17 protein-coding genes are annotated in these 21,698 nt (G+C 73.8%); 5 read left to right on the top strand and 12 right to left on the bottom strand.

Features of this window, described 5'->3' with window-relative positions:
• Window positions 1-48: 48 nt before the first annotated feature.
• The 6 genes from E1266_RS22470 to E1266_RS22445 all read right to left on the bottom strand — a co-directional run bounded on the left by E1266_RS22470 (window position 49) and on the right by E1266_RS22445 (window position 8,555).
• Window positions 49-1,704: an OB-fold domain-containing protein gene (locus tag E1266_RS22470; protein WP_132050037.1), complete on the bottom strand. Its 1,656-nt coding sequence runs from the start codon at window positions 1,702-1,704 to the stop codon at window positions 49-51.
• 96 nt (window positions 1,705-1,800) lie between these two features.
• On the bottom strand, window positions 1,801-3,255 hold the full coding sequence (locus tag E1266_RS22465; protein ID WP_207945847.1) for an FCD domain-containing protein: 1,455 nt from the start codon (window positions 3,253-3,255) through the stop codon (window positions 1,801-1,803).
• Window positions 3,256-3,350: 95 nt separating this feature from the next.
• Window positions 3,351-4,862, bottom strand: a complete 1,512-nt coding sequence (locus tag E1266_RS22460) for an FCD domain-containing protein (protein WP_132050035.1) — start codon at window positions 4,860-4,862, stop codon at window positions 3,351-3,353.
• A gap of 98 nt (window positions 4,863-4,960) precedes the next feature.
• The gene (locus tag E1266_RS38895) at window positions 4,961-5,683 is read right to left on the bottom strand and encodes an ABC transporter ATP-binding protein (protein ID WP_207945846.1); all 723 of its coding nucleotides are present in this window, start codon (window positions 5,681-5,683) and stop codon (window positions 4,961-4,963) included.
• Complete coding sequence (locus E1266_RS38890) at window positions 5,680-6,546, bottom strand: ABC transporter ATP-binding protein (RefSeq protein WP_132050033.1); 867 nt, start codon at window positions 6,544-6,546, stop codon at window positions 5,680-5,682. The genes E1266_RS38895 and E1266_RS38890 overlap by 4 nt, the downstream gene beginning before the upstream one ends.
• Window positions 6,543-8,555 carry an ABC transporter permease gene (locus E1266_RS22445; RefSeq protein WP_207945845.1) on the bottom strand — a complete coding sequence of 671 codons (2,013 nt, stop codon included), beginning with the start codon at window positions 8,553-8,555 and terminating at the stop codon, window positions 6,543-6,545. Before E1266_RS22445 ends, E1266_RS38890 begins: the two co-directional genes overlap by 4 nt.
• Window positions 8,556-8,869: 314 nt before the next feature.
• On the opposite strand from E1266_RS22445, the gene E1266_RS22440 reads away from it, so the two are divergent.
• Complete coding sequence (locus E1266_RS22440) at window positions 8,870-10,171, top strand: ABC transporter substrate-binding protein (RefSeq protein WP_132050030.1); 1,302 nt, start codon at window positions 8,870-8,872, stop codon at window positions 10,169-10,171.
• 41 nt (window positions 10,172-10,212) lie between these two features.
• Here E1266_RS22440 and E1266_RS22435 read toward each other — a convergent pair whose 3' ends face one another.
• The 5 genes from E1266_RS22435 to E1266_RS22415 all read right to left on the bottom strand — a co-directional run bounded on the left by E1266_RS22435 (window position 10,213) and on the right by E1266_RS22415 (window position 15,278).
• Window positions 10,213-10,449 (bottom strand): hypothetical protein, encoded by a 237-nt coding sequence (locus E1266_RS22435; protein ID WP_132050028.1) that lies wholly within the window; start codon window positions 10,447-10,449, stop codon window positions 10,213-10,215.
• Entirely contained in the window at window positions 10,446-11,591 is a 1,146-nt protein-coding gene (locus tag E1266_RS22430) for an amidohydrolase family protein (RefSeq protein ID WP_132050026.1), read from the bottom strand. The genes E1266_RS22435 and E1266_RS22430 overlap by 4 nt, the downstream gene beginning before the upstream one ends.
• A 25-nt stretch (window positions 11,592-11,616) precedes the next feature.
• Window positions 11,617-12,507, bottom strand: coding sequence for a mycofactocin-coupled SDR family oxidoreductase (locus tag E1266_RS22425; protein WP_132050024.1), 891 nt, complete (start codon window positions 12,505-12,507; stop codon window positions 11,617-11,619).
• A 72-nt stretch (window positions 12,508-12,579) separates the two neighbouring features.
• Window positions 12,580-14,058 carry an aldehyde dehydrogenase family protein gene (locus tag E1266_RS22420; RefSeq protein ID WP_132050022.1) on the bottom strand — a complete coding sequence of 493 codons (1,479 nt, stop codon included), beginning with the start codon at window positions 14,056-14,058 and terminating at the stop codon, window positions 12,580-12,582.
• A gap of 29 nt (window positions 14,059-14,087) precedes the next feature.
• A complete protein-coding gene (locus E1266_RS22415) occupies window positions 14,088-15,278 on the bottom strand; it encodes a cytochrome P450 (RefSeq protein ID WP_132050021.1) in 1,191 nt (396 codons plus the stop codon).
• Between the two features lie 291 nt (window positions 15,279-15,569).
• Between E1266_RS22415 and E1266_RS22410 the strand changes: the two genes are divergently transcribed.
• From E1266_RS22410 to E1266_RS22400, 3 genes are all read left to right on the top strand, one after another.
• A complete protein-coding gene (locus tag E1266_RS22410) occupies window positions 15,570-16,799 on the top strand; it encodes a CoA transferase (RefSeq protein ID WP_165966166.1) in 1,230 nt (409 codons plus the stop codon).
• 134 nt (window positions 16,800-16,933) lie between these two features.
• Window positions 16,934-18,445 carry an AMP-binding protein gene (locus E1266_RS22405; protein WP_207945844.1) on the top strand — a complete coding sequence of 504 codons (1,512 nt, stop codon included), beginning with the start codon at window positions 16,934-16,936 and terminating at the stop codon, window positions 18,443-18,445.
• Window positions 18,433-19,503 carry an acyl-CoA dehydrogenase family protein gene (locus tag E1266_RS22400; protein ID WP_132050017.1) on the top strand — a complete coding sequence of 357 codons (1,071 nt, stop codon included), beginning with the start codon at window positions 18,433-18,435 and terminating at the stop codon, window positions 19,501-19,503. Before E1266_RS22405 ends, E1266_RS22400 begins: the two co-directional genes overlap by 13 nt.
• A gap of 61 nt (window positions 19,504-19,564) precedes the next feature.
• Here E1266_RS22400 and E1266_RS22395 read toward each other — a convergent pair whose 3' ends face one another.
• Window positions 19,565-20,350 carry an FCD domain-containing protein gene (locus E1266_RS22395; RefSeq protein WP_132050015.1) on the bottom strand — a complete coding sequence of 262 codons (786 nt, stop codon included), beginning with the start codon at window positions 20,348-20,350 and terminating at the stop codon, window positions 19,565-19,567.
• Between the two features lie 155 nt (window positions 20,351-20,505).
• On the opposite strand from E1266_RS22395, the gene E1266_RS22390 reads away from it, so the two are divergent.
• On the top strand, window positions 20,506-21,696 hold the full coding sequence (locus E1266_RS22390) for an acyl-CoA dehydrogenase family protein (RefSeq protein WP_132050014.1): 1,191 nt from the start codon (window positions 20,506-20,508) through the stop codon (window positions 21,694-21,696).
• The last annotated feature ends 2 nt before the right edge of the window (window positions 21,697-21,698 follow it).

Below are 21,698 nucleotides of genomic sequence, written 5' to 3'. Positions count from 1 at the left end.
GGCTAGGGGCTCGGGGGGCTCGGATGCCGGGGGCTCGGACGCCGGGGCTCAGCCGTCCGCGCGCAGCAGCAGCGCCCCTGACGGGACGCCGCCGCCGGCGGTGACGACCGCGACGCGGGCGCCCGGGACCTGGCGGTCCCCGGCCTCGCCCCGCAGCTGCAGCATCGCCTCGCGCACGAACCCGTAGCCGTGCGTCCGGCCCGCGGACAGCTGGCCCCCGTGGGTGTTGAGCGGCAGCCGCCCGTCCAGGGCGATGCCGCGGCCCTCGTCGATGAAGGAGCGGGCCTCGCCGAACTCGCAGAACCCGAGCGCCTCCAGCCACGACAGGGCGTTGAAGCTGAACCCGTCGTACAGTTCGGCGACGTCGACGTCGCCGGGGCGCAGCGACGTCCGGCTCCACAGGTGCGCCGAAGGGCCGAGCGACTGCGGCAGGTGGGTGAGGGTGTCCTGGTCCCAGCTCAGCCGCTCGGTGATCTGGGTGCCGGCGGCCTCGACGAGCACGGCGGGCCCGGGCAGGTCCGCGGCCGCCTCCACGGCCGACACGATGACGGCGACCGCCCCGTCCACGGGCACGTCGCAGTCGTACAGGCCGAAGGGGGAGGAGACCATCCGCGCCGCGAGGTAGTCGTCCATGGTGAGCGGCTCGCGGTAGATCGCCTCGGGGTTGCGGGCCGCGTTGCGGCGCGCGTTGACCGCGATCCAGCCGAGCGTCTCGCGGTCGTCCCCGTACCGGTGGAAGTAGTGGGACGCCTGGCAGGCGATCCAGTTCGCCGCCGACGCCGCGCCGAACGGCAGCCGCCACTCCATCATGCCGGTGGCGGGGCCGTCGGGGACGTGCCACCGCCCGGAGCGGACCAGGGCGGCATGGGACGACTCCCACACCGTCCGGAAGCACAGCACGTGCCGGCACAGCCCGGCGGCGACGGCCAGCATCGCCGAGGTGATCGACCCGATCTGGCCGGGCGTCTCCGGCCCGCCGTTGACCCAGGTCGGGCGCAGCCGCAGGGCCTCCTCCAGCGCCATGACCCCGCCCTCCGACATGCCGCCGGGCCCGGGGCCGGGGTAGGTGGCCAGGCCGTCGATGTCGTCCGGGGCGAGGCCCGCGTCCGCGATCGCGTCCAGGCAGGCGTCCACGGTGAGGGAGAGGGGATCGACCATGAGGCGGCGGCCGACGGCGGACTGCCCGACGCCGGTCAGGGCCACCGCGTCCTCGAACTTGCGCGTGGTGGCCATCGGGCGCGGTACCGGGCGGCGCGCGGGCGGCCCTGGGACGGGTCCCGGGGGCTCGGGCCGGTCGGGGTCGGGCTCGAACAGCGGGAGGTAGACCTCACCGGCCTTCTCGAACAGCACCCGCACCCGCATCCCCACGTGCACGTTGCCGGGGTCGCAGTTGACGATGTTCGTGGTCAGGCGCACGCCCTCGTCCTCGTCCAGGATGACGACCGCGATGACGTAGGGCGGCGGGAGGTCCGGCAGCCACTGCTGGGCGTTCACGGTGAACCCCGCCACGACGGCCCGGCCGCTGACCGGCGTCATCGTCATGGCCGGGCTGCGGCAGGAGCGGCACCGCGGCAGGGGCGGATGGGTGTAGGCCGAGCAGCCGCCGCAGCGGGCGATGCGCAGCTCCCCGTCCGCGCCCGCGGCCCAGAAGTCCGCGCTGGCGAGCGTCGGCTGGGGCACGGGCCGCACCGTCGGTCGATCCATGGCACCGGATTATAGTGTTCACAATTTTGCGTACTCAAGAAGCAGAAGCGAGAAGTCGCAGCAAACTACCTAATTAAGTGCGCTCAAAGCCGGTGCTCAGGGAGCCAGGTGCCGGCGCATCCGGTACTGGGCGAGGCTGGCGTCGCCGTTCAGGACGGCTGCGAGGATCTCCCGGTGCTCCGCGTCGCCGCCGTGCCCGCAGGCCCCGGCCCGTCCGGTGCGGAGGGACAGCTCGGTGAGGATCCGCAGGAAGAGGGTCAGCACGGGGTTCCCGACCAGTTCGGCGAGGTCGGCGTGGAAGTCCCGGTCGGAGCCGCCGGCCGGGGGCCGTCCCAGCCGCTCCTCGACGGCCGCCAGGCCGGCGGCGATCCGCGGTTCCGCCCGCCGGACGGCCAGCCGCGCGACGAGGCCGACCTCGATCGCCTCCCGCACGACGAGCAGGTCGGCTGCGGTGGCGTCGCGGTAGGCCAGGTAGAGCGCGGTGGCGTCGATGGCGGCCCGCGGCTCCTGGCGGGTGACGACCAGCCCGCCGCCGGGCCCGCGCCGGGACGTGGCGACCGAGTGGTGCTCCAGCAGCCGGACGGCCGCGCGGAGCACGGCACGGCTGGTCTCGTAGCGGGTCATCAGCTCGGACTCCGAGCCGAGGACCGTCCCGGCCGGCAGGCCCTCGCGGAGGATGTCCTCGTGGATCCGCACCGCGACCACCTCGGCGAGCGTGCGGCCGGCCGCCAGGCCCACCGGCGCCGGCGCCAGCCGGACCGCCGGGCCCGCGCCGGCCTCGTCGTCGCCGCTCGCGGTGCGGAACCACTCGGTGACCTCGTCCAGGTGCTCGATCAGCCCGAGCTGGGCGCGCGGCACGTCCCCCGCGACCGTGGCGTCGAGGATGCTCCCGTGCCGGTGGTGGGTGGTCTCCCTGAAGCTGCGCACCTCGTCCCCGGTCATCGGCCTGGCCAGGGCGACGTACCGGTAGGCGAGCTGCTCCAGGACGTCGATGAACAGCTGGAGCACCGGGTTGCGGGTCATCTCGCTCAGCACGGTGTGGAACAGCCCGCCCGCCCACTCGCCGGCCTCCGGCGGGGACAGCTCCGCCGCGACGGTCGCGCGGAGCCTCGCGATGCCCTCCTCGTCGATGCGCTCGGCGGCGAGCCTGCCGAGGACCGGCTCGATGAGGCGGCGGGCGAGCAGCACGTCCCGCAGGTCGGTGCCGACGTACTCGATGTAGACGACCATCGCCCGCACCGTCGGTTCCGCGTCCGGGGCGCAGATCACCAGGCCGCCGCCGGGCCCGCGGCGCATCCGCGCCACCTGGTGGTGCTCCAGCAACCGGGCGGCCTCCCGCAGCACGGCGCGGCTCACCCCGTGGCGCTCCCGCAGCACCGGCTCGGAGTCGAGCACCTCCCCGACGGGCCAGCCCCGCCGGATCACCTCCGCCTCGATGCGCCGCGCCACCCGCGCGGCGAGCTTCTCCACGGAGCCGTCGACGGAACCGGCCGCGAGCCGGGACGCACCCTCGGCCGCGGGGGGCCCATCCGTGACTTCCGTGGCGTCCACGCTCCGATCTTAGGTAGTGCCGTCCCCCGCGGACGGCCTGTGCGGGTGTGGGCGCCGCCACAGGCCGCGCGGGCCCCCACTCCGCACAGCCGCCGTCACCAGTCGTCGCATTCGGCGAGGTCCCGGCGCATCCGGTGCCGGGCCAGGCTCTCGTCCCCGGCGAGGATCGCGGCGACGATCTCCCGGTGCGCCCGCTCCCGGCCGGCGGCCCGCCCGGACGCCGCCGGGTCCGCGGGTGTGCGCGCGGCCGGGCCGGTGTGCGGGGCGCCGTCCTGCCGGTTCCGGAGCTCGGCGAGGATCCGGACGAACAGCGAGAGCACCGGATTCCCGGCGAGATGGACGAGCTCGTCGTGGAAGGTCGCGGGCGGCAAGCCGTCCCCGCCGGAAGCGCGGCCGGAAGCGCGGCCGCGTACCGCCGCCTCCAGCCGTTCCGCGATCCCGGGTTCGCCGTGCCGGGCCGTGACCGGGCCCAGCGCGCCGAACTCGATCGCCTCGCGGACCGCCCGCAGGTGCTCCGCGCCCGCACGCCGGTAGCCGAGGTAGAGCGCCATGGAGTCGATGCTGGCGGCGGGGTCCGGCGCGGTGACCAGGAGCCCGCCGCCGGGGCCGCGCCGCATCCGGGCGACGCCGTGGTGCTCCAGCAGCCGGACGGCCTCGCGCAGCACCGCCCGCCCGATGCCGTACCGCTCCAGCAGTTCGGCCTCCGAGCCGAGGGAGGCCCCGACCGGCCAGCCGTCCGCCGCGATCGTGTCCTGGACCCGGGCCGCGACGATCTCGCTGAGCTTCGCGCCCGGCGCCTCCAGCAGCTGCCACGCGATCGGGCCGCCGGCGCCGGCGCGGCCGCCCTTCATCCACGCGGCGGCCCCGCGCAGGTGCCCGGTCAGCTCGGCGTAGGCCCGCGCGGTGTCGCCGGCGACGACCGCCTCGACGATCACCTCGTGGCTCCGGCCGGCGAGCTCCTTGTTGCGCGTCGCCTCCGCCTTCGACGTGCGCCGCACCGTGTGCGCGTACCGGTCGGTGAGCCGCGTGAGCACCTCGGTGAACGCGAGCAGCGCCGGATTGCCCGACAGCTCGCAGAGCGCGGTATGGACGAGGTCCTGGGACCAGAGGCCCGGCTCGGTGCGCCTCCTGGCCTCCTGCTCCAGCAGGCTCCGCAGCAGCCCGACGCCCTCCTCGGTGAGCCGTTCGGAGGCGAGCATGACCGCGCGGGTCTCCAGGAGCAGCCGGGCGTCGACGAGGTCGTCGACCGTGGTGCCCGCGTAGTCGAGGTAGGTGACCACCGCGCGGGCCGCGGGCGCCACGTCCGGGGCGGTCACGAACAGCCCGCCGCCGGGGCCGCGCCGCATCCGCGCCGCCCCGTGGTGCTCCACCAGCCGGACGGCCTCGCGCAGCACGGACTTGCTCACGCCGTACCGCTCCTGCAGGTCGTGCTCCGAGCCGAGGTTGCGGCCGACCGGCCAGCCCGCCCGGACGATCCGGTCCTCGATCTGCTGGGCCACCCGGGCGCCCAGCGTCACCGCCCGCACTCCGTTCCGGGCCTCGGCGGGGGCGCGCGGGGCGGGATCGGCGGCGCCGGCGAGCGGGGCGTTCGCAGCGGGCGTCGCCATCGGGTTGGAACTCCTCTACGGGTGGTCCGGACACGCCCATGGTAGTGAGCCCGCGGATCACCGGGCCCGGCCGGCGGCACGGATGATCTTCCCGGCGCTCATGCCGTTTCCGCCGCGCCGAGGTAGTGGCGCAGCACCTCGTCGCCCGCCGCGCCGGCCGGGCCGGACCACGCGACGGTGCCGCGCTGCAGGACGAGGCAGCGGTCGGCGAACTCCAGCGCCCGGTGCGCGAACTGCTCGATCATGATGATCGCGGCGCCCGCCGCCCGCGCCCGCTCCAGGCTCTCGAAGACCACGTCCACCAGCGTGGGCGCGAGGCCGAGCGACAGCTCGTCGGCGATCACCAGCCGCGGTGAGACCATCAGCGCGCGGGCCAGGCCGAGCATCTGCTGCTCACCGCCGGAGAGGGTGCCGGCCCGCTGCCGGCGCCGCTCCGCGAGCACCGGGAAGATCGTGAACGCGCGGTCCATCGCGCCCGCGCGCTCGGTGCCGGCCGCGGTCAGCGCCATGCGGAGGTTCTCGTGCACGGTCAGGCCGGGGAAGACGCCGCGTCCCTCGGGCAGGTGGACCAGGCCCGCCCTGCGGACGGCGCTCGGGGACGCGGCCGTGATGTCCCGCCCGGCGAACGCGACCCGCCCGGCGACCGGCGGGACCAGGCCGCTCAGCGTGCGGGCGAGCGTGCTCTTCCCCGCGCCGTTCGCGCCGAGCACCGCCAGCGCGCCCTTCTCGGGGACGTCGAAGGACACTCCGGACAGCGCCAGGGCCGGGCCGTACCGGACCTCGAGCCCGTGCACCGACAACAGGGTGGTGGTCGTGCTCACCGGCGCTCCTCCTCCGGGTCGGTGTCGGGGGCGGCGTCCCGGGCGGTGCCGGGTGGCTGTTCGGCCCCGAGATACGCGGCGCGCACCGCCGGGTCGGAGCGGATCTCCTCCGGCGGGCCCGTCCGGAGCACGGTGCCGAAGTCGAGGACGTTGACCGTCTCGCACATGCCCAGGACCAGCTCGACGTCGTGCTCGACGAGCAGCAGCGAGACGCCGTGCTCGGCGTTGACGCGGGTGAGCGTCGCGGCGAGCTCCGCGGTCTCGCGGCCGTCCAGCCCGGACGCGGGCTCGTCCAGGAGGAGGACGTCCGGGCCGGTGGCCAGCGCCCGGGCGACCTCGACCAGCCGGCAGGCGCCGAGGGACAGCCCCGACACCTCCCGGTCCCGCAGCTCCTCCAGGTGCAGCGACTCGATGATCGCCGCGACGCGCTCGTCCTCGGCGGCGCTCGGCCGCCGGAAGCCCCCGCCCGTCACCAGGTCCCGCAGGATCCGGCCGCCGCGGCGGCGGACGCGGTCGGCAAGCACGACGTGCTCGCGGACGGTCAGGCCGGAGAACAGCTCGGGGCGCTGGAAGGTCCGGGCGAGACCGCGCCGCGCCCGCGCCGCGGCGGAGGCCCGGGTCACGTCCTCGCCGCCCATCCGCACCCGTCCCGCGTCCGGCCTGAGCAGCCCGGACAGGACGGCGAACAGCGTGCTCTTGCCCGCGCCGTTCGGCCCGACGAGCCCGACCATCGCGCCGGCCGGGACCGTGATGTCGACGCCCTCCAGGGCGACGAGCCCGCCGAAGCGCACCGTCACCCCGGACGCCTCCAGCCGGGCGGCCGCCGTGGAGGCATCGGGCGGGCCGGTGGTCACCGTGGTCATGGGCGCTCCCCGCCGGTCGGTTCGGATGCGGATGCGGATGCCGTGGCCGCGAGCGGTGCCGGGGACGCGGCGGGACGGTGGCGCGCCCAGCGGTCCGCAAGGCCGCGCAGCTGCCGTGCGTGCATCGCGAGTACCCCGTCCGGGTCCTTCGCGACCATGATCGCGCCGAGGCCGAACAGCAGCACGGGCACCTCGGCCCACGCGCTGGGCAGGTGGGTCTGGAAGACCCCCGGCAGCAAGTGGAAGCCCAGGCCCGCCACGAGCGCCGCGACGGGGGACCGCGAACCGATCGTCACCAGGACGGCCAGCCAGACCAGCCCGCCGAAGACGTTGTAGGTGTCCAGCATGGCGGCCTGCGCGTTCATGGCCAGGAAGCCGCCGCCGACCGCGGCGATGCAGGCCGCGATCGCCGACACCAGCAGCTTCGTCCGGACGATGCTCAGGCCGACGGTGCGCGCGCCGTCCTCGCTCCAGCGAACAGCGGCCATCGCCAGGCCCGCGGTCGAGCGCCGGAAGTTGACGATGAACAGCGCGATGAGCGCGAAGGCGGCCAGGGTCAGGTAGGCGAACACGCGGTCGTCCTCGGCGAACCCCGGCCTGGGCATCGCCACGCCCTGCCCGTAGTTGTAGAAGCGGTCCCGGGTGAACACCAGGGTCTGCACCAGCAGCCCGAACGTCAGCGTCACCAGGGCCACGTACAGGTCGCCGAGCTTGAGGGTGAGCAGCCCGATCACCACGCCGAGCACCACGACCGGCAGCGCGCCCGCGGCGACCGCCGTCAGCGGATGCCACCCGTACGTGGTCGCCAGTTCGGCGGAGGTGAGCGCCCCGAGGCCCGCGAAGGTGATCTGGCAGAGCCAGATCATCCCGCCCTCGCCCGTGGCGAGCGTGTACGACAGCAGGACCAGGCTCAGCGCCAGCCCGGTCACGGCGAGTCCCGCCCAGTACTCGTCCAGGACGAGGGGGAGCGCCGCCACGGCGACCAGCCCGGCGGCCTTGGCCACCGCCGGCAGGGAGCGGTGGCCGTGCCGTGAACCGGCCGGTGGATCGGCCGGTGGATCGGTTCGCGGGGCGCCGCCGTCCTCGACCCGGATCGCCCGGTCGAGCGCACCGCCCGCGGGCTCGTCGCGGACCCGCCCGCGCAGCGCGTAGTAGAGGAGGAAGAGCAGCATGAACCCGAACGGGATGCTCGGCACGATCTGCGCGGACAGCGGGCTCTCCGGATCCAGGTAGCGCTGGACGACAGTGGTGAACACGCCCATCGCCAGGGCGGCGAGGACGGCGGCCGGCAGGTTCGTCAGCCGGGCCGCGACGACGGCTGCGAACGCGGCGGCCATGAGGTAGGTCATGCCGTCGGTCGACAGGCCCGCGGTGGGCGCGACGAGGATCCCGGCGAGCCCGGCCAGCGTGGTGGTCGCGGCCCAGACACCGAGCGAGACGCGCGAGGCGTTCACCCCGGACAGCCCGCTCAGGGCCGCCGAGTCGACCAACGCGCGGACCCTGAGCCCGGCGTCGGTGAACCGCAGCACCGTGACGCCCACGACGAGCACGACGGCGAGGCCGAGGTAGTTCACGACCTGGTCCATCGTGACGGTGGCCCCGAACGGGTGGAAGACCGTCAACGGGACGGCCGCCAGTCCCGGCGCGGTCGTGTTGGGGAGCTTGCCGAAGACCAGGTCGACGGCCGGCGGCAGCGCCACCGAGACGCCGATGGTGGCGACGATCTTGATCAGCGGCGGGCGCAGCAGCAGGTGGCGGAAGAGCAGCCAGTACAGCAGCGCGCCGAGCGCCGGCGCGAAGACGCCGAGCGACACCGCCGCCGCGGCCGTGATCGGCCACCCGTTCTCGGTGTGCAGGAAGTAGTAGAAGCGGGCGACCGAGAAGGCCATGGCCCCGAAGGCGAAGTTGAAGACGCCGGAGGAGGCGTAGGTGACGACGAGCGACGCCGAGGCGATCGCGTAGATCGCGCCCAGCGCCAGACCGGCGAGGACGTACTGCAGCACGGGCACCGTCCAGGGGCTACGGCCGGATGAGGCTACGGGCGGCGGCGGTGTGACGGCCGTCACCGTAGATCCATATACAGTGCACTTAGTTATCCACGTGAGTCAATAGGGCATCTGCTGCAGGTCTTTAGATTCCTCGCCTGACCACGCATCTCAGCTGATCATGGACATGTCAGGTAACGCTTGTGTTGCGACCGCTCGCTTTAATTGTGTCTATTAAGTTTACTTAGCTACCTAGGTCTGCTCGGCTTGCCCGGCCGGTTTCGGAGCCGCGGAGCCTCGCGGTCGCCGGTCGGCGTCCCGTCCGAAAGGGAGACCCCATGCCAAGGACGACACTGCCAAGGACGAAACCGCCCAGGACGACCCTGCCCAAGACGACCCTGCCCAAGACGAAGCCCCTCGCCGCCGCGGGCGCCGCCTGCGCCCTCCTGCTGGCCGCGACGGCGTGCGGCGGGGAGGAGTCCGGCACCGGCGGAACCACGAAGATCGGAGTCCTGACGTCGCTGAGCGGCTCGGCCAGCGCCGGCTTCACCGGCGTCGAGGCCGGGGTCAAGGCGCGCTTGGCCGCCTACAAGGAGGAGCCCGGCGCCTGCGACCGCGACTTCCAGGTCGTGACGGCCGACGACGCCTCCACGCCCCAGGGCGCGCTGGCCGCCACCCAGAAGCTCGTCCGCCAGGACGACGTGTTCGCCGGGGTCCCGAACAGCTCGTTCTTCTTCGGCGCCGGCCAGTTCGCCGGCACCCAGGCCAAGGGGACCCCGTTCGTGGGATCGGGCTTCGACGGCGGCGAGCAGTGGCTGAACAAGGACTACCGCAACCTGTTCAACACCCTCGGCAACACCGACTACGACAAGGTCGCCTCGACGATGGGCGCCTACTGGAAGAGCCTCGGCGGCACCAAGGCGGCCACGGTCAGCTTCGACACCGCGAGCTCGTCCGGCGCGGCCCTGGCGAGCATCCAGTCCGCCGAGCACGCCGGGCTCGAGCGCGGCTACGTCAACGTCAAGGTGCCCTTCGGCAGCAAGGACGTCGGCTCGCTCGTCCTCGGCATCAAGAACTCCGGCGCCGACGTGCTGTACCTCCCGGTGACGCCCGAGACGGCCTTCGCCGTCGTCGGCGGGCTGAAGCAGTCGGGCGTCGAACTGAAGTCCGTCCTCCTGGCCACCGGGTACGGCGCCGACCTGCTGAAGTCCGAGCCCGCCGTGCAGGCGGCCCAGGGCCTCGGCTTCGTGACGAACACCGCCCCGATCGGGGTGCCGACGCCGGGCGGCACGGCGATGGCCGAGGGCGTCAAGAAGCACGCCGGCTCGACGACCGACCTGCCGAGCTTCTCGGAGAGCATCGGGTGGGTGAGCGCCGACCTGCTGCTGCACGGGTTCAAGAAGGCGGGCTGCGACGCGACCCAGGAGCAGTTCATCGACGCGCTCCGCGAAAGCGAGGACTGGGACGCGGGCGGCCTGGTGCCCAAGCCGATCGACTTCTCCGACTACGGCGCCATCGCGGGCAGCCACGCGTCCGGCAACTGCTTCTTCGTCTCGATCCTGAAGGACAAGGAGTTCGTGCCCGACCCGAAGGCCAAGCCGGCCTGCGGCACGCTGCTCGACGAGGCGGTGAAGCGGTAGGGGCGGGGCGGCGACGCCCCGCCGGGGCCCGTCCGGCGTCGTCAGGCGCCGGACGGGCCCGCCGACGCGGCGGCGTGGGCGCGCAGCGCCGCGAGGCGCCGTTCCAGGGCGGCCCGCTCCTCGGCCCGCGACGGGTCGGTCCGGTCCAGCCGCGCCTGCGTCTCGGCGATCTCGGCCCGGATCCGCCCGCCCGCCTCGTCGCGGGTGAGCAGGTCCTGGTCCGTCCAGTCGGAGCGCTCCGCCTCCGGCGGCGGCCCGCCCGCCGGCCCGCCCGTCATGCGCCGAAGTTGTAGAGCCGCCGGGTGTTCAGCTCCACGATCTTGTGCGCCTCGTCGTCCGGGACCCCGGCCAGCCGCTCGGCGGCGACGGCCCGGCTCTTGGGCCAGTAGGAGTCGGAGTGCGGGTAGTCGCACTCCCACGTGATGTTGTCGATCCCGATCGCGTGCCGCGCCTGGATGCCGAACTCGTCGTCGATGAAGCACCCGTGGATGTGCCGGGCGAACAGCTCCGAGGGCCGGACGCCCTGGTTGATGTTCTGGTAGTGGCGGTGCCGCTCCCAGGTGCCGTCGATGCGCTCCAGCAGGTACGGGATCCAGCCGATGCCGCCCTCCGACAGGCCGATCTTCAGCCGGGGGTGCCGGTGGAAGACCGGCGAGAACAGCAGGTCGGCGGTGGCGTACATCGAGTTGCAGCCGAACAGGGCGATCATCACGGCCATCGGCGCCTCGGGCGCGGTGATCGGGGCCTGCCCGGAGGTGCCGAAGTGCATGCACAGCGGCATGTCCGCGTCCTCCGCGGCCGACAGCACCGGGTCCCAGTGGTCGGTGTGGAAGGACGGGAGCCCCAGCGGGACGGGGTTCTCCGGGAACGCGATGGCCTTGGCGCCCTTGGCGGCGCAGCGCTGGATCTCCGCCACGCACAGGTCCACGTCCCACAGCGGCAGGATGATCAGCGGGATGAAGCGGTCGGGCGCGGCGGCGCACCACTCGTCCAGCACGTAGTCGTTCCACGCCCGCACGCACAGGTGCGCCAGCTCGCGGTCCTCGCCCTCAAGGAAGACGGTGCCCGCGAACCGCGGGAAGGACGGGAAGCACATCGCTCCCCAGACGCCGTCGATGTCCATGTCCGCCAGCCGGGCCCGCGGGTCGTAGCAGCCGGGGATCATGTCGTCGTAGCGGGTCGGCTCGATCCCGTACTCCTCGGGGGGCTTCCCCGCGACGGCGTTGAGGCCGATGTTGGGGTAGAGCCGCCCCTCGTACCGCCACACCTCCGCGGGGGCCCGGCCCTCGCCGCGGGGATACTCGACGATGGCCGGCCCGCTCTCGCGGTACTTGGCCGGCAGGCGGTCCGTCCACACGTGCGGGGGCTCGATCAGGTGGTCGTCGACGGACAGCAGCTTCATGTGGGGCTGCAGCGGCATCGGTGGCTCCTTCCTGGCGCGGGTCTCAGAAGGCGGGCGGCTGGGGACGGTTCTTGACGTAGCTGCCCGCGTCCACCCGCAGCTGCATGCCGGTCATGAAACGGGACTCGTCCGAGACCAGGAACAGGACCAGGGAGGCGACGTCCTCGGGCTCCACGAACCCGACCGGCATGGCGTTCATCGCCGGGAAGGCGAGCAGCGCGTCCTCGCGGGTGGGGCTCGCCAGATCCGGGCGGAACACCCGGTACATCGGGTCGCTGTGGAGCATGTCGGTGTTGGTGTTCGTCGGGTGGACCGCGTTGGCGCGGATGCTGCGCGGCGCCAGCGTCACCGCCAGGTCGTGGATGAACGAGGCCACGGCCCGCTTCGCCCACGAGTAGCCCAGCCCGCCGAACCCGTTGGCGGGGTTGTCGGTGGCGCCCGGCAGCAGCCCGGCGACCGAGCCGGTTGCGATCACCGAGCCGCCGTCGGGCAGGTGCGGCAGCGCGGCCTGGACGGCGTGCACGACGCCGTTGAAGTCGACGGCGACAGCGTCGAGGAACGCCGCCGGGTCCTGGTTGCCGAGGGGGCAGATGCCGGCCTGCGCGACGACGGCGTCCAGCCTGCCGAGCTCGGCCACGCCCGCGTCGGCCGCCGCCCGGACTTCGCCGGGCTCGCGCACGTCGGCCTGCCGGGCGACCATGCGCCGGCCCAGCTTCTCCACCTGGCGGACGGTCTCGTCCAGGTCCTCGCGGGTGGCGAGCGCGTAGCCGTTGGTGGCGATGTCCCCGCAGAGGTCGACGCCGATGATGTCCGCGCCCTCCTCGGCGAGCCGGAGGGCGTGCGCGCGGCCCTGCCCCCGGGCGGCGCCGGTGATGAACACGACCTTGTCCTGGACGCGCCCGTCGCCGGCCCGTCCGTCCTCTTGACGGCTCATGGCCGCTCCCTTCTCGTTCGCCGTGCTCATTCGTCGTGCATGTTGTCGTGCTCGCTCGCGGGGTACGGCCGGTCAGCCGGACGCCGCGCTCCAGGTGATGCTCTTGGTCTGCAGGTACTCGTCCAGGCCGTGCTCGCCCCATTCGCGGCCGAGCCCGCTCTGCTTGTAGCCGCCGAACGCCACGTGCGGCGTCACGCCGCCGCCACCGCCGTTGACCATGACCATCCCGGCCCGGACGCGGCCGGCGATCCCGTAGGCCCGCAGCGGGTCGGCCGCCCACACCGAGCCGGCCAGCCCGTAGGGGTTGTCGTTGGCCAGCCGCACGGCCTCGTCGTCGTCCTCGAAGGGGATGACGCAGCCGACCGGCCCGAAGAACTCGGTCCGCGCGATCGTCATGGTGTTGTCCACCCCGGTGAACAGGGTGGGCTCGAAGAAGAAGCCGCGGTCCAGGCCGGCGGGGCGGCGCCCGCCGTGCACGATCCGCGCGCCCTCCTCCTCGCCGGCGCGGACGAGCTTCTCGACCTTGTCGCGCTGCGCCCGGCTGATCAGCGGGCCCATCGCGGTGGCGGGGTCCGCCGGGTCGCCCACGGTGATGAACCCCAGCGCGGCGACGGCCTTCTCGACCAGCTCGTCGTGCCGCGAGCGGTGGACGAGGGTGCGGGTGAACAGCGAGCAGCCCTGGCCCGCGTTGGTGGCGATCCCGGCGAGCATCTCGCCCAGCGCCTTGTCGAGGTCGGCGTCCTCGCAGATGATGCTCGGCGACTTGCCGCCCAGTTCGAGCACGACCTTCTTGACGCCCTCCGCGGCCTGCGCGTACACCTGCCGCCCGACGGTGTCGGAGCCGGTGAAGCTGACCAGGTCCACCCGCGGGTCGGTGGTGAGCACCCGGCCCGCCTCGACGCCGCCGGTGACGATGTTGAGCACGCCGGGCGGAAGCCCGGCCTCCTCGGCGACCTCGGCGAGCGCCAGCACCTCCAGCGGGCCGGCGGGCGCGGGCTTGAGCACGGTGGTGCACCCGGCCGCCAGCGCAGGCGCGAGCTTCATGACGCTCAGGAACAGCGGGAAGTTGTACGCGGGGATGAGCGCGGCGACGCCGAACGGCTCGCGCCTGATGACGCCCTGCCCGAGCCCCAGTCCGGGGACGGGCGTCGGCGGCAGCGGCCGCTCCCACGCGAACCCGGGCATGATCCGCTCGGCCATGTCCCGGAAGTGCGCGAGGGGCACGCCGACCTGGAGCATCTCGGCCAGCATCCGGACGCTGCCGACCTCGGCGATGTTCAGGTCGATGAGCTCGGGCGCGCGGCGCTCCAGCAGCTCCGCCATGCGGAGCATGACCGCGGCCCGCTCCCGGACGGGCATCGAGGGCCAGGGGCCTTCGTCGAACGCGTGCCGCGCCGCCCGCACCGCGCGCTCCGCGTCCACCCGCGTCGCCTCCGGGACGCGGCCGATGACCTCCTCGGTCGCCGGGTTCACGACCTCGGTCCACGCGTCACCGGTGCCGTCGGTCCAGGCGCCGTCGATGTAGAGCCGGTGGGCCGGCACTTCGCTCATGGGTGCCTCCTCGTTGGTGCCGGCCGCGCTCAGGCGTTCCAGCGCAGCTTCAGGTCGTCCAGGGCCCACACGCCGCCGGAGTGCTCGGTCGGCCGCTCGGCGAGCCCGTAGTCGGGGATGCGCCGGTGCCATTCCTCCAGCAGCACGGCCAGTTCCTGGCGGGCCAGGTGCGACCCCAGGCAGCGGTGCGGCCCGCCGCCGAAGGAGATGTGCTTGGTGGAGTCCCGGTCCAGGTTCACGCGCCGGGCGCCGGGGTGGACGGTCTCGTCCCGGCCTGCCGCCGACAGCGGGAAGACCGCCATGTCGCCCGCCTTGACCGGGCAGCCGTGGAACTCGGTGTCCTTGACGGCCTTGCGCGCGGTCTGGACGATCGGGTAGGCGCGCAGGATCTCCTCGACCACGATGGGGATGAGGTCCGGGTCGTCCGTGACCCGCTTGCGGTCTGCGGGATGGGTCGCCAGGTGCAGGAACATGTAGGACGACTGGCTGCTGACCGTGTCCAGGCCCGCCATGAACAGCAGCAGCATGCAGTTCAGCAGGTCGGCGTCGTTGACGGGCTCACCGTCGATCTCCCAGCTCAGCGCGGAGTTGACGATGTCGGTGGCGTCCGGGTCGGGGGCGGCCCGGCGCTCGGCGATCAGGCCCGCGAAGTACTCGATCACCAGCCCGGTGCCGGCCGCCACGCGGTCCCGGTCGGTGCCGGAGTGCAGGATCATGCCCTCCCACTCCAGGAACTCCGGCAGCTTCGTCGGCGGCATCCCCATGATCTGGAGGAAGATCGTGGCGGGGAAGACGCGCGCGACCGCGTCCACGAAGTCGCACTCGCCCTGCGCCACGAGGCCGTCGATGATCTCTCCGGCCAGCCGCCGCTGCTCGTCCGCCATGCTCCGGACGCGCTTGGGGGAGAAGTAGCCGCGGAGCAGCACCCGCCAGGGGGTGTGCTCGGGCGGGTCCAGCATCAGCGGGATCAGCCGGAAGGGCGGGTTCGGGTCGGTCGGGATGATGGCCGAACTGGACCACAGGTCGGTCCGCTGGAGTCCGTCGTGGATGGCCTCGTGGTCGGTGAAGACCCAGTAGCCGTTCGCCTCCTCGGAGCGCATCACCGGGCGGGCGCCGTCCTGGTAGGCGTCCATGCGCTGGAAGAAGGTGAGCGCGGGTCCCGTGTCGTACGACGTGTAGTCACCGACAGGGCAGGTCTGGGGGGTGGGATCTGCGACCATCTCGGCTCCTCGGCACGCGTATGGGATGCAGTGCCCAGGATCGTACGACTCCATTGTCCATTTGGGTAGTCTCAATTAGCTATCTGGTGGCGTCGTCCCCTTGACCGTCACCCGGTGTCGGCGAGCGTGGGACGCCAGCGGGCGCGGCCGCCCCGTTCTCGACCTTGACGCACGACAGGCCATGATCGGTCGAAGTTTGCAGCGGTGCCGCCCGATGCCTTCCGCAGACTCGGACTGGTTGTTACCCTCCGAGCAGTAGATCGACAGAGTGCACACAATAGGGCGGGAACCATGCACCGACCGATGGAGGGCGTGCGCGTCCTGGAGGTCGCCCAGTTCACCTTCGTGCCTGCCGCGGGCGCGGTGCTGGCGGACTGGGGAGCCGACATCATCAAGATCGAGCACGCCGAGCGGGGCGACGCGCAGCGCGGCCTGATCCGGGTGCTCGGGCTGGACGCCCGCGGGGGCGGCTCCTTCTTCCCGATCATGGAGGGCCCGAACCGGGGCAAGCGCAGCGTCGGGCTGGCGCTGGAGAACCCGGCCGCCCGGCCGGTGCTGGAGCGGCTCGTCCGCGAGAGCGACGTGTTCCTGACCAACTTCCTGCCCGGCGCCCGCGCACGGCTGGGCATCGACGTGGCGGACATCAGGGCGATCAACCCCGACATCATCTACGTGCGCGGCAGCGGGTTCGGCCAGTCCGGCGACGAGGCGGACAAGGGCGGGTACGACAGCACCGCGTTCTGGGCCCGGGGCGGCAGCGCGGCGGGCGTCACCCCTGCGGACGCCGACGGGGTGATGCGCCAGCCTTCGGGCGCCTACGGCGACTCCATCGGCGGCATGACCATCGCGGGCGGGATCGCGGCCGCGCTGTACTCCCGGAAGGCCACCGGCGAGCCCTCGGTGGTCGACGTGTCGCTGCTCGGCGTCGGCGCGTGGGCCACCCAGTTCTCGGTGAACCTCGCCCTCGCGGTCGGCGGGCCGCTGCCCCGCCCCGAGCAGCCCAGGCACGGCTCGATGGCCAACCCGCTGATCGGCGCCTACCGCACCGCCGACGGGCGCTGGCTGGAACTGGCGATGCTGCAGCCGGGGCGGTACTGGCCCGAGTTCTGCAGGGTCGCGGGGCGCGAGGACCTGATCTCCGACGAGCGGTTCGACGGGGTCGAGAACATCATGAAGAACGCCGCCGCGGCCGGCGAGATCGTCGCGGAGATCATCGCGGCGCGCGACCACGCCGAATGGGCCGAGCTGCTCCAGGGGACCGACGGCCAGTGGGCGCTCGTCCAGGAGCCGTGGGACGTGGCGCAGGACCCGTCGCTGCGGGCCAACGGCCTCATCGCCGCGCTGGAGGACGCCGACGGCGTCCCGCGCGAGCTGGTCGCCAACCCGGTCCAGTTCGACGAGACCCCGGTGGAGCTGCGCCGCGCCCCGCAGTTCGCGGAGCACACCGACGAGGTGCTGCGCGAGCTCGGCTGGAGCGAGGACGAGCTGATCCAGCTCAAGATCGACGGCGCCGTCACCTGAGCCGCCGGCCGCGCCGCGCTCCACCAGCGGAACGCCGGACGCGCACCCTCCGCGGCCGTGATCATCGCGTCTGTGCAGGATGGATGCGGAGAACGGGTACACATAAACCACTTCGTGCACTAGGTAGAGGTGAGATGGTGGGAAGCGACCTCGGTGCCGGGATGCGGGCCGCGGCCGAACGGTTCGGCGCCACGCCGCTGGTCTTCCACGGCCCCCGCGGCGTGCTGACCACGCGGCTGGACGAGCTGCACCGGCGGGCGCTGCGCGTCGCGGCCGGCCTCGCGGAGCTGGGCATCGTCCCCGGAGACGTGGTGGCCGTCCAGCTGACCGGACGCGTGGAGAGCGCGGTGGCCCAGGCCGCGGCGCTACTGCGGGGCGCGGTCGTGCTCCCGATCGTCCCGATCTACGGCCTGCGCGAACTCCGGTTCGTGCTGCGCCAGTCCGCGGCCGCGGCCCTGATCACCTGGGACGAGCGGGCCGCGGAGGTGCGGGCGCTGAGCGCGGAGCTGCCCGGGCTGCGGCGGGTCGTCGCCGTCGGCGACGCGGACTGGAAGGCGCTGGAGGCGCACCCGCCGTCCGGCGCGCCGGAGGCGCCCGACCCGGACGACATCTGCGTGCTCGTCTATACCTCCGGCACCACGGCGGAGCCGAAGGGCGTCCAGCACACGCACCGTTCCATGCTCGCGGAACTGGCGACCATGCCGGAGCACGGCGAAGGCTACGTCTACCTCGACGCGTTCCCGCCCGGGCATGTCGCCGGGCTCTGCGTGCTGCTGCGGGCCCTTGTGAACGGGACGTCGACCGTCTTCATGGAGAGATGGGACGCGGAGACGGCGCTGGACCTCTTCCACGAGCACGGGGTGACCGCCTCGGCGGGCGTCCCGTTCCACCTGGCGGCGCTGCTGGACGCGGCCGAGCGGAGCGAGCGCGGCGCCGGGACCCTGCGGGAGTACCTGGTGGGCGCGGCGAGCGTCCCGCCGGTGCTGGTGGAGCGGGCGGAGCGCGCCGGGATCGCCGCGTACCGGGCGTACGGGTCCAGCGAGCACCCCACGATCAGCTCCGGCGGCGCCGACGACCCCGCGGGGAAGCGCGCCACCACGGACGGGACGCTCAAGCCCGGCACCCAGGTGCGCATCGTCGACCTCGACGGGAACGACGTGCCGGTGGGGGAGGAAGGCGAGATCTGGTCACGCGGCCCGGAGGTCTTCGCCGGGTACCGCGACCCCGCGCTGAACGCGCAGGCGTTCACCCCGGACGGGTGGCTCCGCACCGGTGACGTGGGACGGCTGGACCCGGACGGCCACCTGACCATCACCGACCGGCTCAAGGACATCATCGTGCGCGGCGGGGAGAAGATCTCCTCCAAGGAGGTCGAGGACATGCTGGCCGCGCATCCCGCCGTGGCCGAGGCGGTCGCCGTCGCCGAACCGGACGAGCGCTACGGCGAGCGGGTCTGCGCGTTCGCCGTCCTGCGCGCGGGGGAGGAACTCGACCTCGACGGCGTGCGGAAGCACTTCGCGTCGCTGGGGGCGGCCAGGCAGAAGACCCCGGAGCGCCTCATCGTCGTGGACACGCTGCCGCGCACGGCGGCCGGGAAGGTCCGCAAGCACGTACTGAGGGAGGAGGCCCGCGCATGGACCTCGTGATCAGCGACGAGCAGGAGGCGCTCGCCGGGACCGTGCGGAAGTGGCTGGCCGGCCGCACCGACCTCGCCGCGGCGCACGCCGACCGGGACGGCGGGCCGCTGGTGCGCCCGGAGGACCTCCGCGAGGCCGCCGGACTCGGGCTGGTGGGACTGCTGCGCGACGGAGAAGGCGGCACCCACGCCGACCTCGCGCTGGTCGTCGGGGAACTGGGCCATGCGGCGTCCCCGCTGCCGATCGGCCAGGCCGCGCTGGCCTGCCGAGCGCTCGACGACGCCGGGATCGGCGGTGGCATGGCCGACCGGGTCGCGGCGGGCGACGCGCTGGCCGTCCCGGTGCCGCCGGATCCGGGGGAGAAGCCCTTCCGGGCGTCCTCGGGCCCGGACGGCGGCCTGGTCCTCGACGGGCGGGCCGCCGTCGCGGCGGGCGCGGCGGACGCCGGCGCCCTCGTGGCCACCGCGATCGGACCGGGCGGCGCGCCCGTCCTCGCGCTCGTCGAGGCCGATGCGCCCGGGGTCGCCCGTACCGCGCGCACCACGCTCGACATCACCCGGGACTTCGCGTCCGTCGCGATGGACGGCGTCCGCGTACCGGCCGGGTCGTGGGCCGAGACCGAGACCGTCGAGGGCCTCGCCGACGCGCTGGCCCTGCACCATGCCGCCGACGCGGTCGGCGCCGCGGAGCGCCTGCTGTCCATGACGCTCCGGTACGTCCAGGAGCGGCGCCAGTTCGGACGGGTGATCGGCGGCTTCCAGGCCGTCAAGCACCACTGCGCCGACATGGCGGTGGACGTCGAGCGCGCCCGCGTCTGCGTGCGCGCCGGAGCCCGCGCGCTGGACGCCGGGGACCGCGCCGCCCGGCGGCTGCGGATCGCCGAGGCGGCCGCCGTCGCCGGGGAGGCGTGCTCGCGGGCGGCCGGCACCGCCCTGCAGCTGCACGGCGGCATGGGGTTCACGTGGGAGCACGACCTGCACCTCTACCTGCGGCGCATCAAGACCGGCGAGCTGCTGGGCGGGACCCCGCGGTACCACTACGCCCGCCTGATGGAACTCGTCGGCTGAGCCCGTGCGCCCTTCCACCGATGCGCGCCGGTCCGGCCGGATCCCGCCGGGCGGTCTCCGGCTACTCCAGGACGTCGATGACGGAGGTGGCCTCCCGGCCGCGCAGGACCAGCTCGTCCGCGACCTGGAGGTGCCGGTGCCAGAAGCGCTCGGCGGCGGGCCCGTCGCCGGCCCGGACGAGCGTGACGAGCTTCGCGTACGCGCGGAGCGCGCGCGGGTAGTCGCCGTGCGCGCCGGTCGCCTCGTGGGCCCGTACCGACGCCTGCGTCTGCCGCAGGATGATCTCGTGCACCATCCCGGCCATCAGCGCCAGCGTCTGGTTGCCGGACAGCTCGACGAGCCGCAGGTGGAAGTGGGCGCTGACGACCGCGAACCGCTCGTAGTCGCTGACTGCGGCGCGCGCGAGCTCCAGCTCCTCCTCCAGCGCCGCGTACCGCTCGTCGTCGCCGCTGAGGGCGAGCAGCCGGGCCGCCGGGGGTTCGATCGCGCTGCGGGCCTGGTACACGTCGGCGAGGTCGGCCTTGCCCAGCTGGAGCAGCAGCGCCGCGGGCCGCGCGATCGCCTCCGGGCCGGGCACGGTCACCCGGGCGCCCGTGCGGGAGCCGCGGCGCAGCTCGATCAGCCCCTCGGACTCCAGCACCCGGAACGCCTCGCGGAGCGTGGGGCGGGAGACGCCGAAGTGCTCCATCAGCGCGGCCTCGGTCGGCAGGTAGTCGCCCTCGCTGAGGGAGCCCTCCACGATGCGGCGCCGGAGCCGGCGCGCCACCAGCTCGCCGGTCTTGGGCGGGCGGACCCCGTCGGACGGTGCGGACGGCCCGCGCCGTATCCCCGGCTCCGGCAGTGCCATGGACGATCGCTCCCCTGCATGGGTGACTTATAAGACCAGGTGCACAAGGATATCGACCCCGTGTCAGCCCGATAGATAACCTAGTAAACCATCTTGTCTCGGCAGGGTGCCGGGAAGGGGAGCGCCCCCGTTCCCCGCGAGGAGGGATCGCCGCCGTGGAGTTCGGTGCCGGTACGCCGCTGGAGGAGTTCCGCGGGCAGGTCCGCGCGTTCGTCGCGGCGCACGCCCCCGGTTTCAAGGTCAGGTCGGGGGTGCGCAGCCCGGAGAACGCCGCCGAACTGGCGGAGCTCCAGCGCTGGACGGCCGACCTGTACGCCGCCGGCCACCTCGGCGCCGACTGGCCCGAGGAGTACGGCGGGGTGCCCGACCCCGACCCGCTGCGGCAGTTCGTGGTGGGGGAGGAGATCGCCCGGGCCCGCGCGCCGATGCCCGTGAGCGGCGGCTCGCTGGCCGCGCACGCCCTGATCAAGTTCGGTTCGGACGAGCAGAAGCGGCGGTACCTGCCGCGGATCCGGTCCGGCGCGGACGTGTGGTGCCAGCTGTTCAGCGAGCCGGACGCGGGCAGCGACCTGGCGTCCCTGCGGACCACGGCGGTCCGGGACGGCGACGACTGGGTCGTCAACGGGCAGAAGGTCTGGACGACCAACGGGCACTGGGCGCGGTACGGCTACCTGCTGGCCCGGACCGACCCCGAGGCGCCCAAGCACAAGGGCATCAGCGCGTTCGTCCTGGACATGGGCCTGCCGGGGGTGCGGGTGCGCCCGCTGCGGGAGCTGACCGGCACCTCCGACTTCAACGAGGTCTTCTTCGACGACGTCCGGCTGCCCGCCGGGTCGCTCATCGGCGCGCCCGGGGCGGGCTGGCTGATCGCCAACACGTCGCTGGCCGAGGAGCGCAACGGCGTGGGGGTCTCGGTCGTGCAGCTTCAGATGGCCTGGCAGGACCTGGTCGACCTCGCCCGCGAGCTCGTCGTGGCCGGCCGCCCCGCGCTGGAACTGGACGACGTGCGCCTGGACCTGGCCAGGTTCCGCGCCGAGGTCGACGCCTGCGCGCTGCTCGCCCACACCTCGATGGCCCGGTGGCGGGCGGGCAGGGAACGCGTCATCGACGCCCCGGCCACCAAGCTGACGTTCAGCGAGCTGAACCTGCGCATGGCGGAGTACGCCGTGTCGCTGCCCGGCGCGGCCGGCGTCCTCGCCGAGGGCGATCCGGACGCGGTCGCCGGGGGCCGCTGGCAGGACGCCTACCTGTACGCCCGCGCGTACACGATCGCCGGGGGCAGCTCGGAGATCATGCGCAACATCATCGCCGAGCGCGCCCTCGGCCTGCCCCGCGAACCCCGCTGACC

The organism is Actinomadura sp. 7K534 (assembly GCF_004348575.1).
Taxonomy (GTDB): Bacteria; Actinomycetota; Actinomycetes; order Streptosporangiales; family Streptosporangiaceae; genus Spirillospora; species Spirillospora livida.
Note: the sequence above shows the minus strand (reverse complement) of the source record. Positions and strands in the feature narration are given on the sequence as shown.

Bases quoted from the DNA above. Each gene is read 5' to 3' on its own strand.
- E1266_RS22470 (WP_132050037.1), bottom strand. From the start codon at position 1,704: ATGGATCGACCGACGGTGCGGCCCGTGCCCCAGCCGACGCTCGCCAGC.
- E1266_RS22460 (WP_132050035.1), bottom strand. From the start codon at position 4,862: ATGGCGACGCCCGCTGCGAACGCCCCGCTCGCCGGCGCCGCCGATCCC.
- E1266_RS38890 (WP_132050033.1), bottom strand. From the start codon at position 6,546: ATGACCACGGTGACCACCGGCCCGCCCGATGCCTCCACGGCGGCCGCC.
- E1266_RS22440 (WP_132050030.1), top strand. From the start codon at position 8,870: ATGCCAAGGACGACACTGCCAAGGACGAAACCGCCCAGGACGACCCTG.
- E1266_RS22435 (WP_132050028.1), bottom strand. From the start codon at position 10,449: ATGACGGGCGGGCCGGCGGGCGGGCCGCCGCCGGAGGCGGAGCGCTCC.
- E1266_RS22430 (WP_132050026.1), bottom strand. From the start codon at position 11,591: ATGCCGCTGCAGCCCCACATGAAGCTGCTGTCCGTCGACGACCACCTG.
- E1266_RS22425 (WP_132050024.1), bottom strand. From the start codon at position 12,507: ATGAGCCGTCAAGAGGACGGACGGGCCGGCGACGGGCGCGTCCAGGAC.
- E1266_RS22420 (WP_132050022.1), bottom strand. From the start codon at position 14,058: ATGAGCGAAGTGCCGGCCCACCGGCTCTACATCGACGGCGCCTGGACC.
- E1266_RS22415 (WP_132050021.1), bottom strand. From the start codon at position 15,278: ATGGTCGCAGATCCCACCCCCCAGACCTGCCCTGTCGGTGACTACACG.
- E1266_RS22410 (WP_165966166.1), top strand. From the start codon at position 15,570: ATGCACCGACCGATGGAGGGCGTGCGCGTCCTGGAGGTCGCCCAGTTC.
- E1266_RS22405 (WP_207945844.1), top strand. From the start codon at position 16,934: ATGGTGGGAAGCGACCTCGGTGCCGGGATGCGGGCCGCGGCCGAACGG.
- E1266_RS22400 (WP_132050017.1), top strand. From the start codon at position 18,433: ATGGACCTCGTGATCAGCGACGAGCAGGAGGCGCTCGCCGGGACCGTG.
- E1266_RS22395 (WP_132050015.1), bottom strand. From the start codon at position 20,350: ATGGCACTGCCGGAGCCGGGGATACGGCGCGGGCCGTCCGCACCGTCC.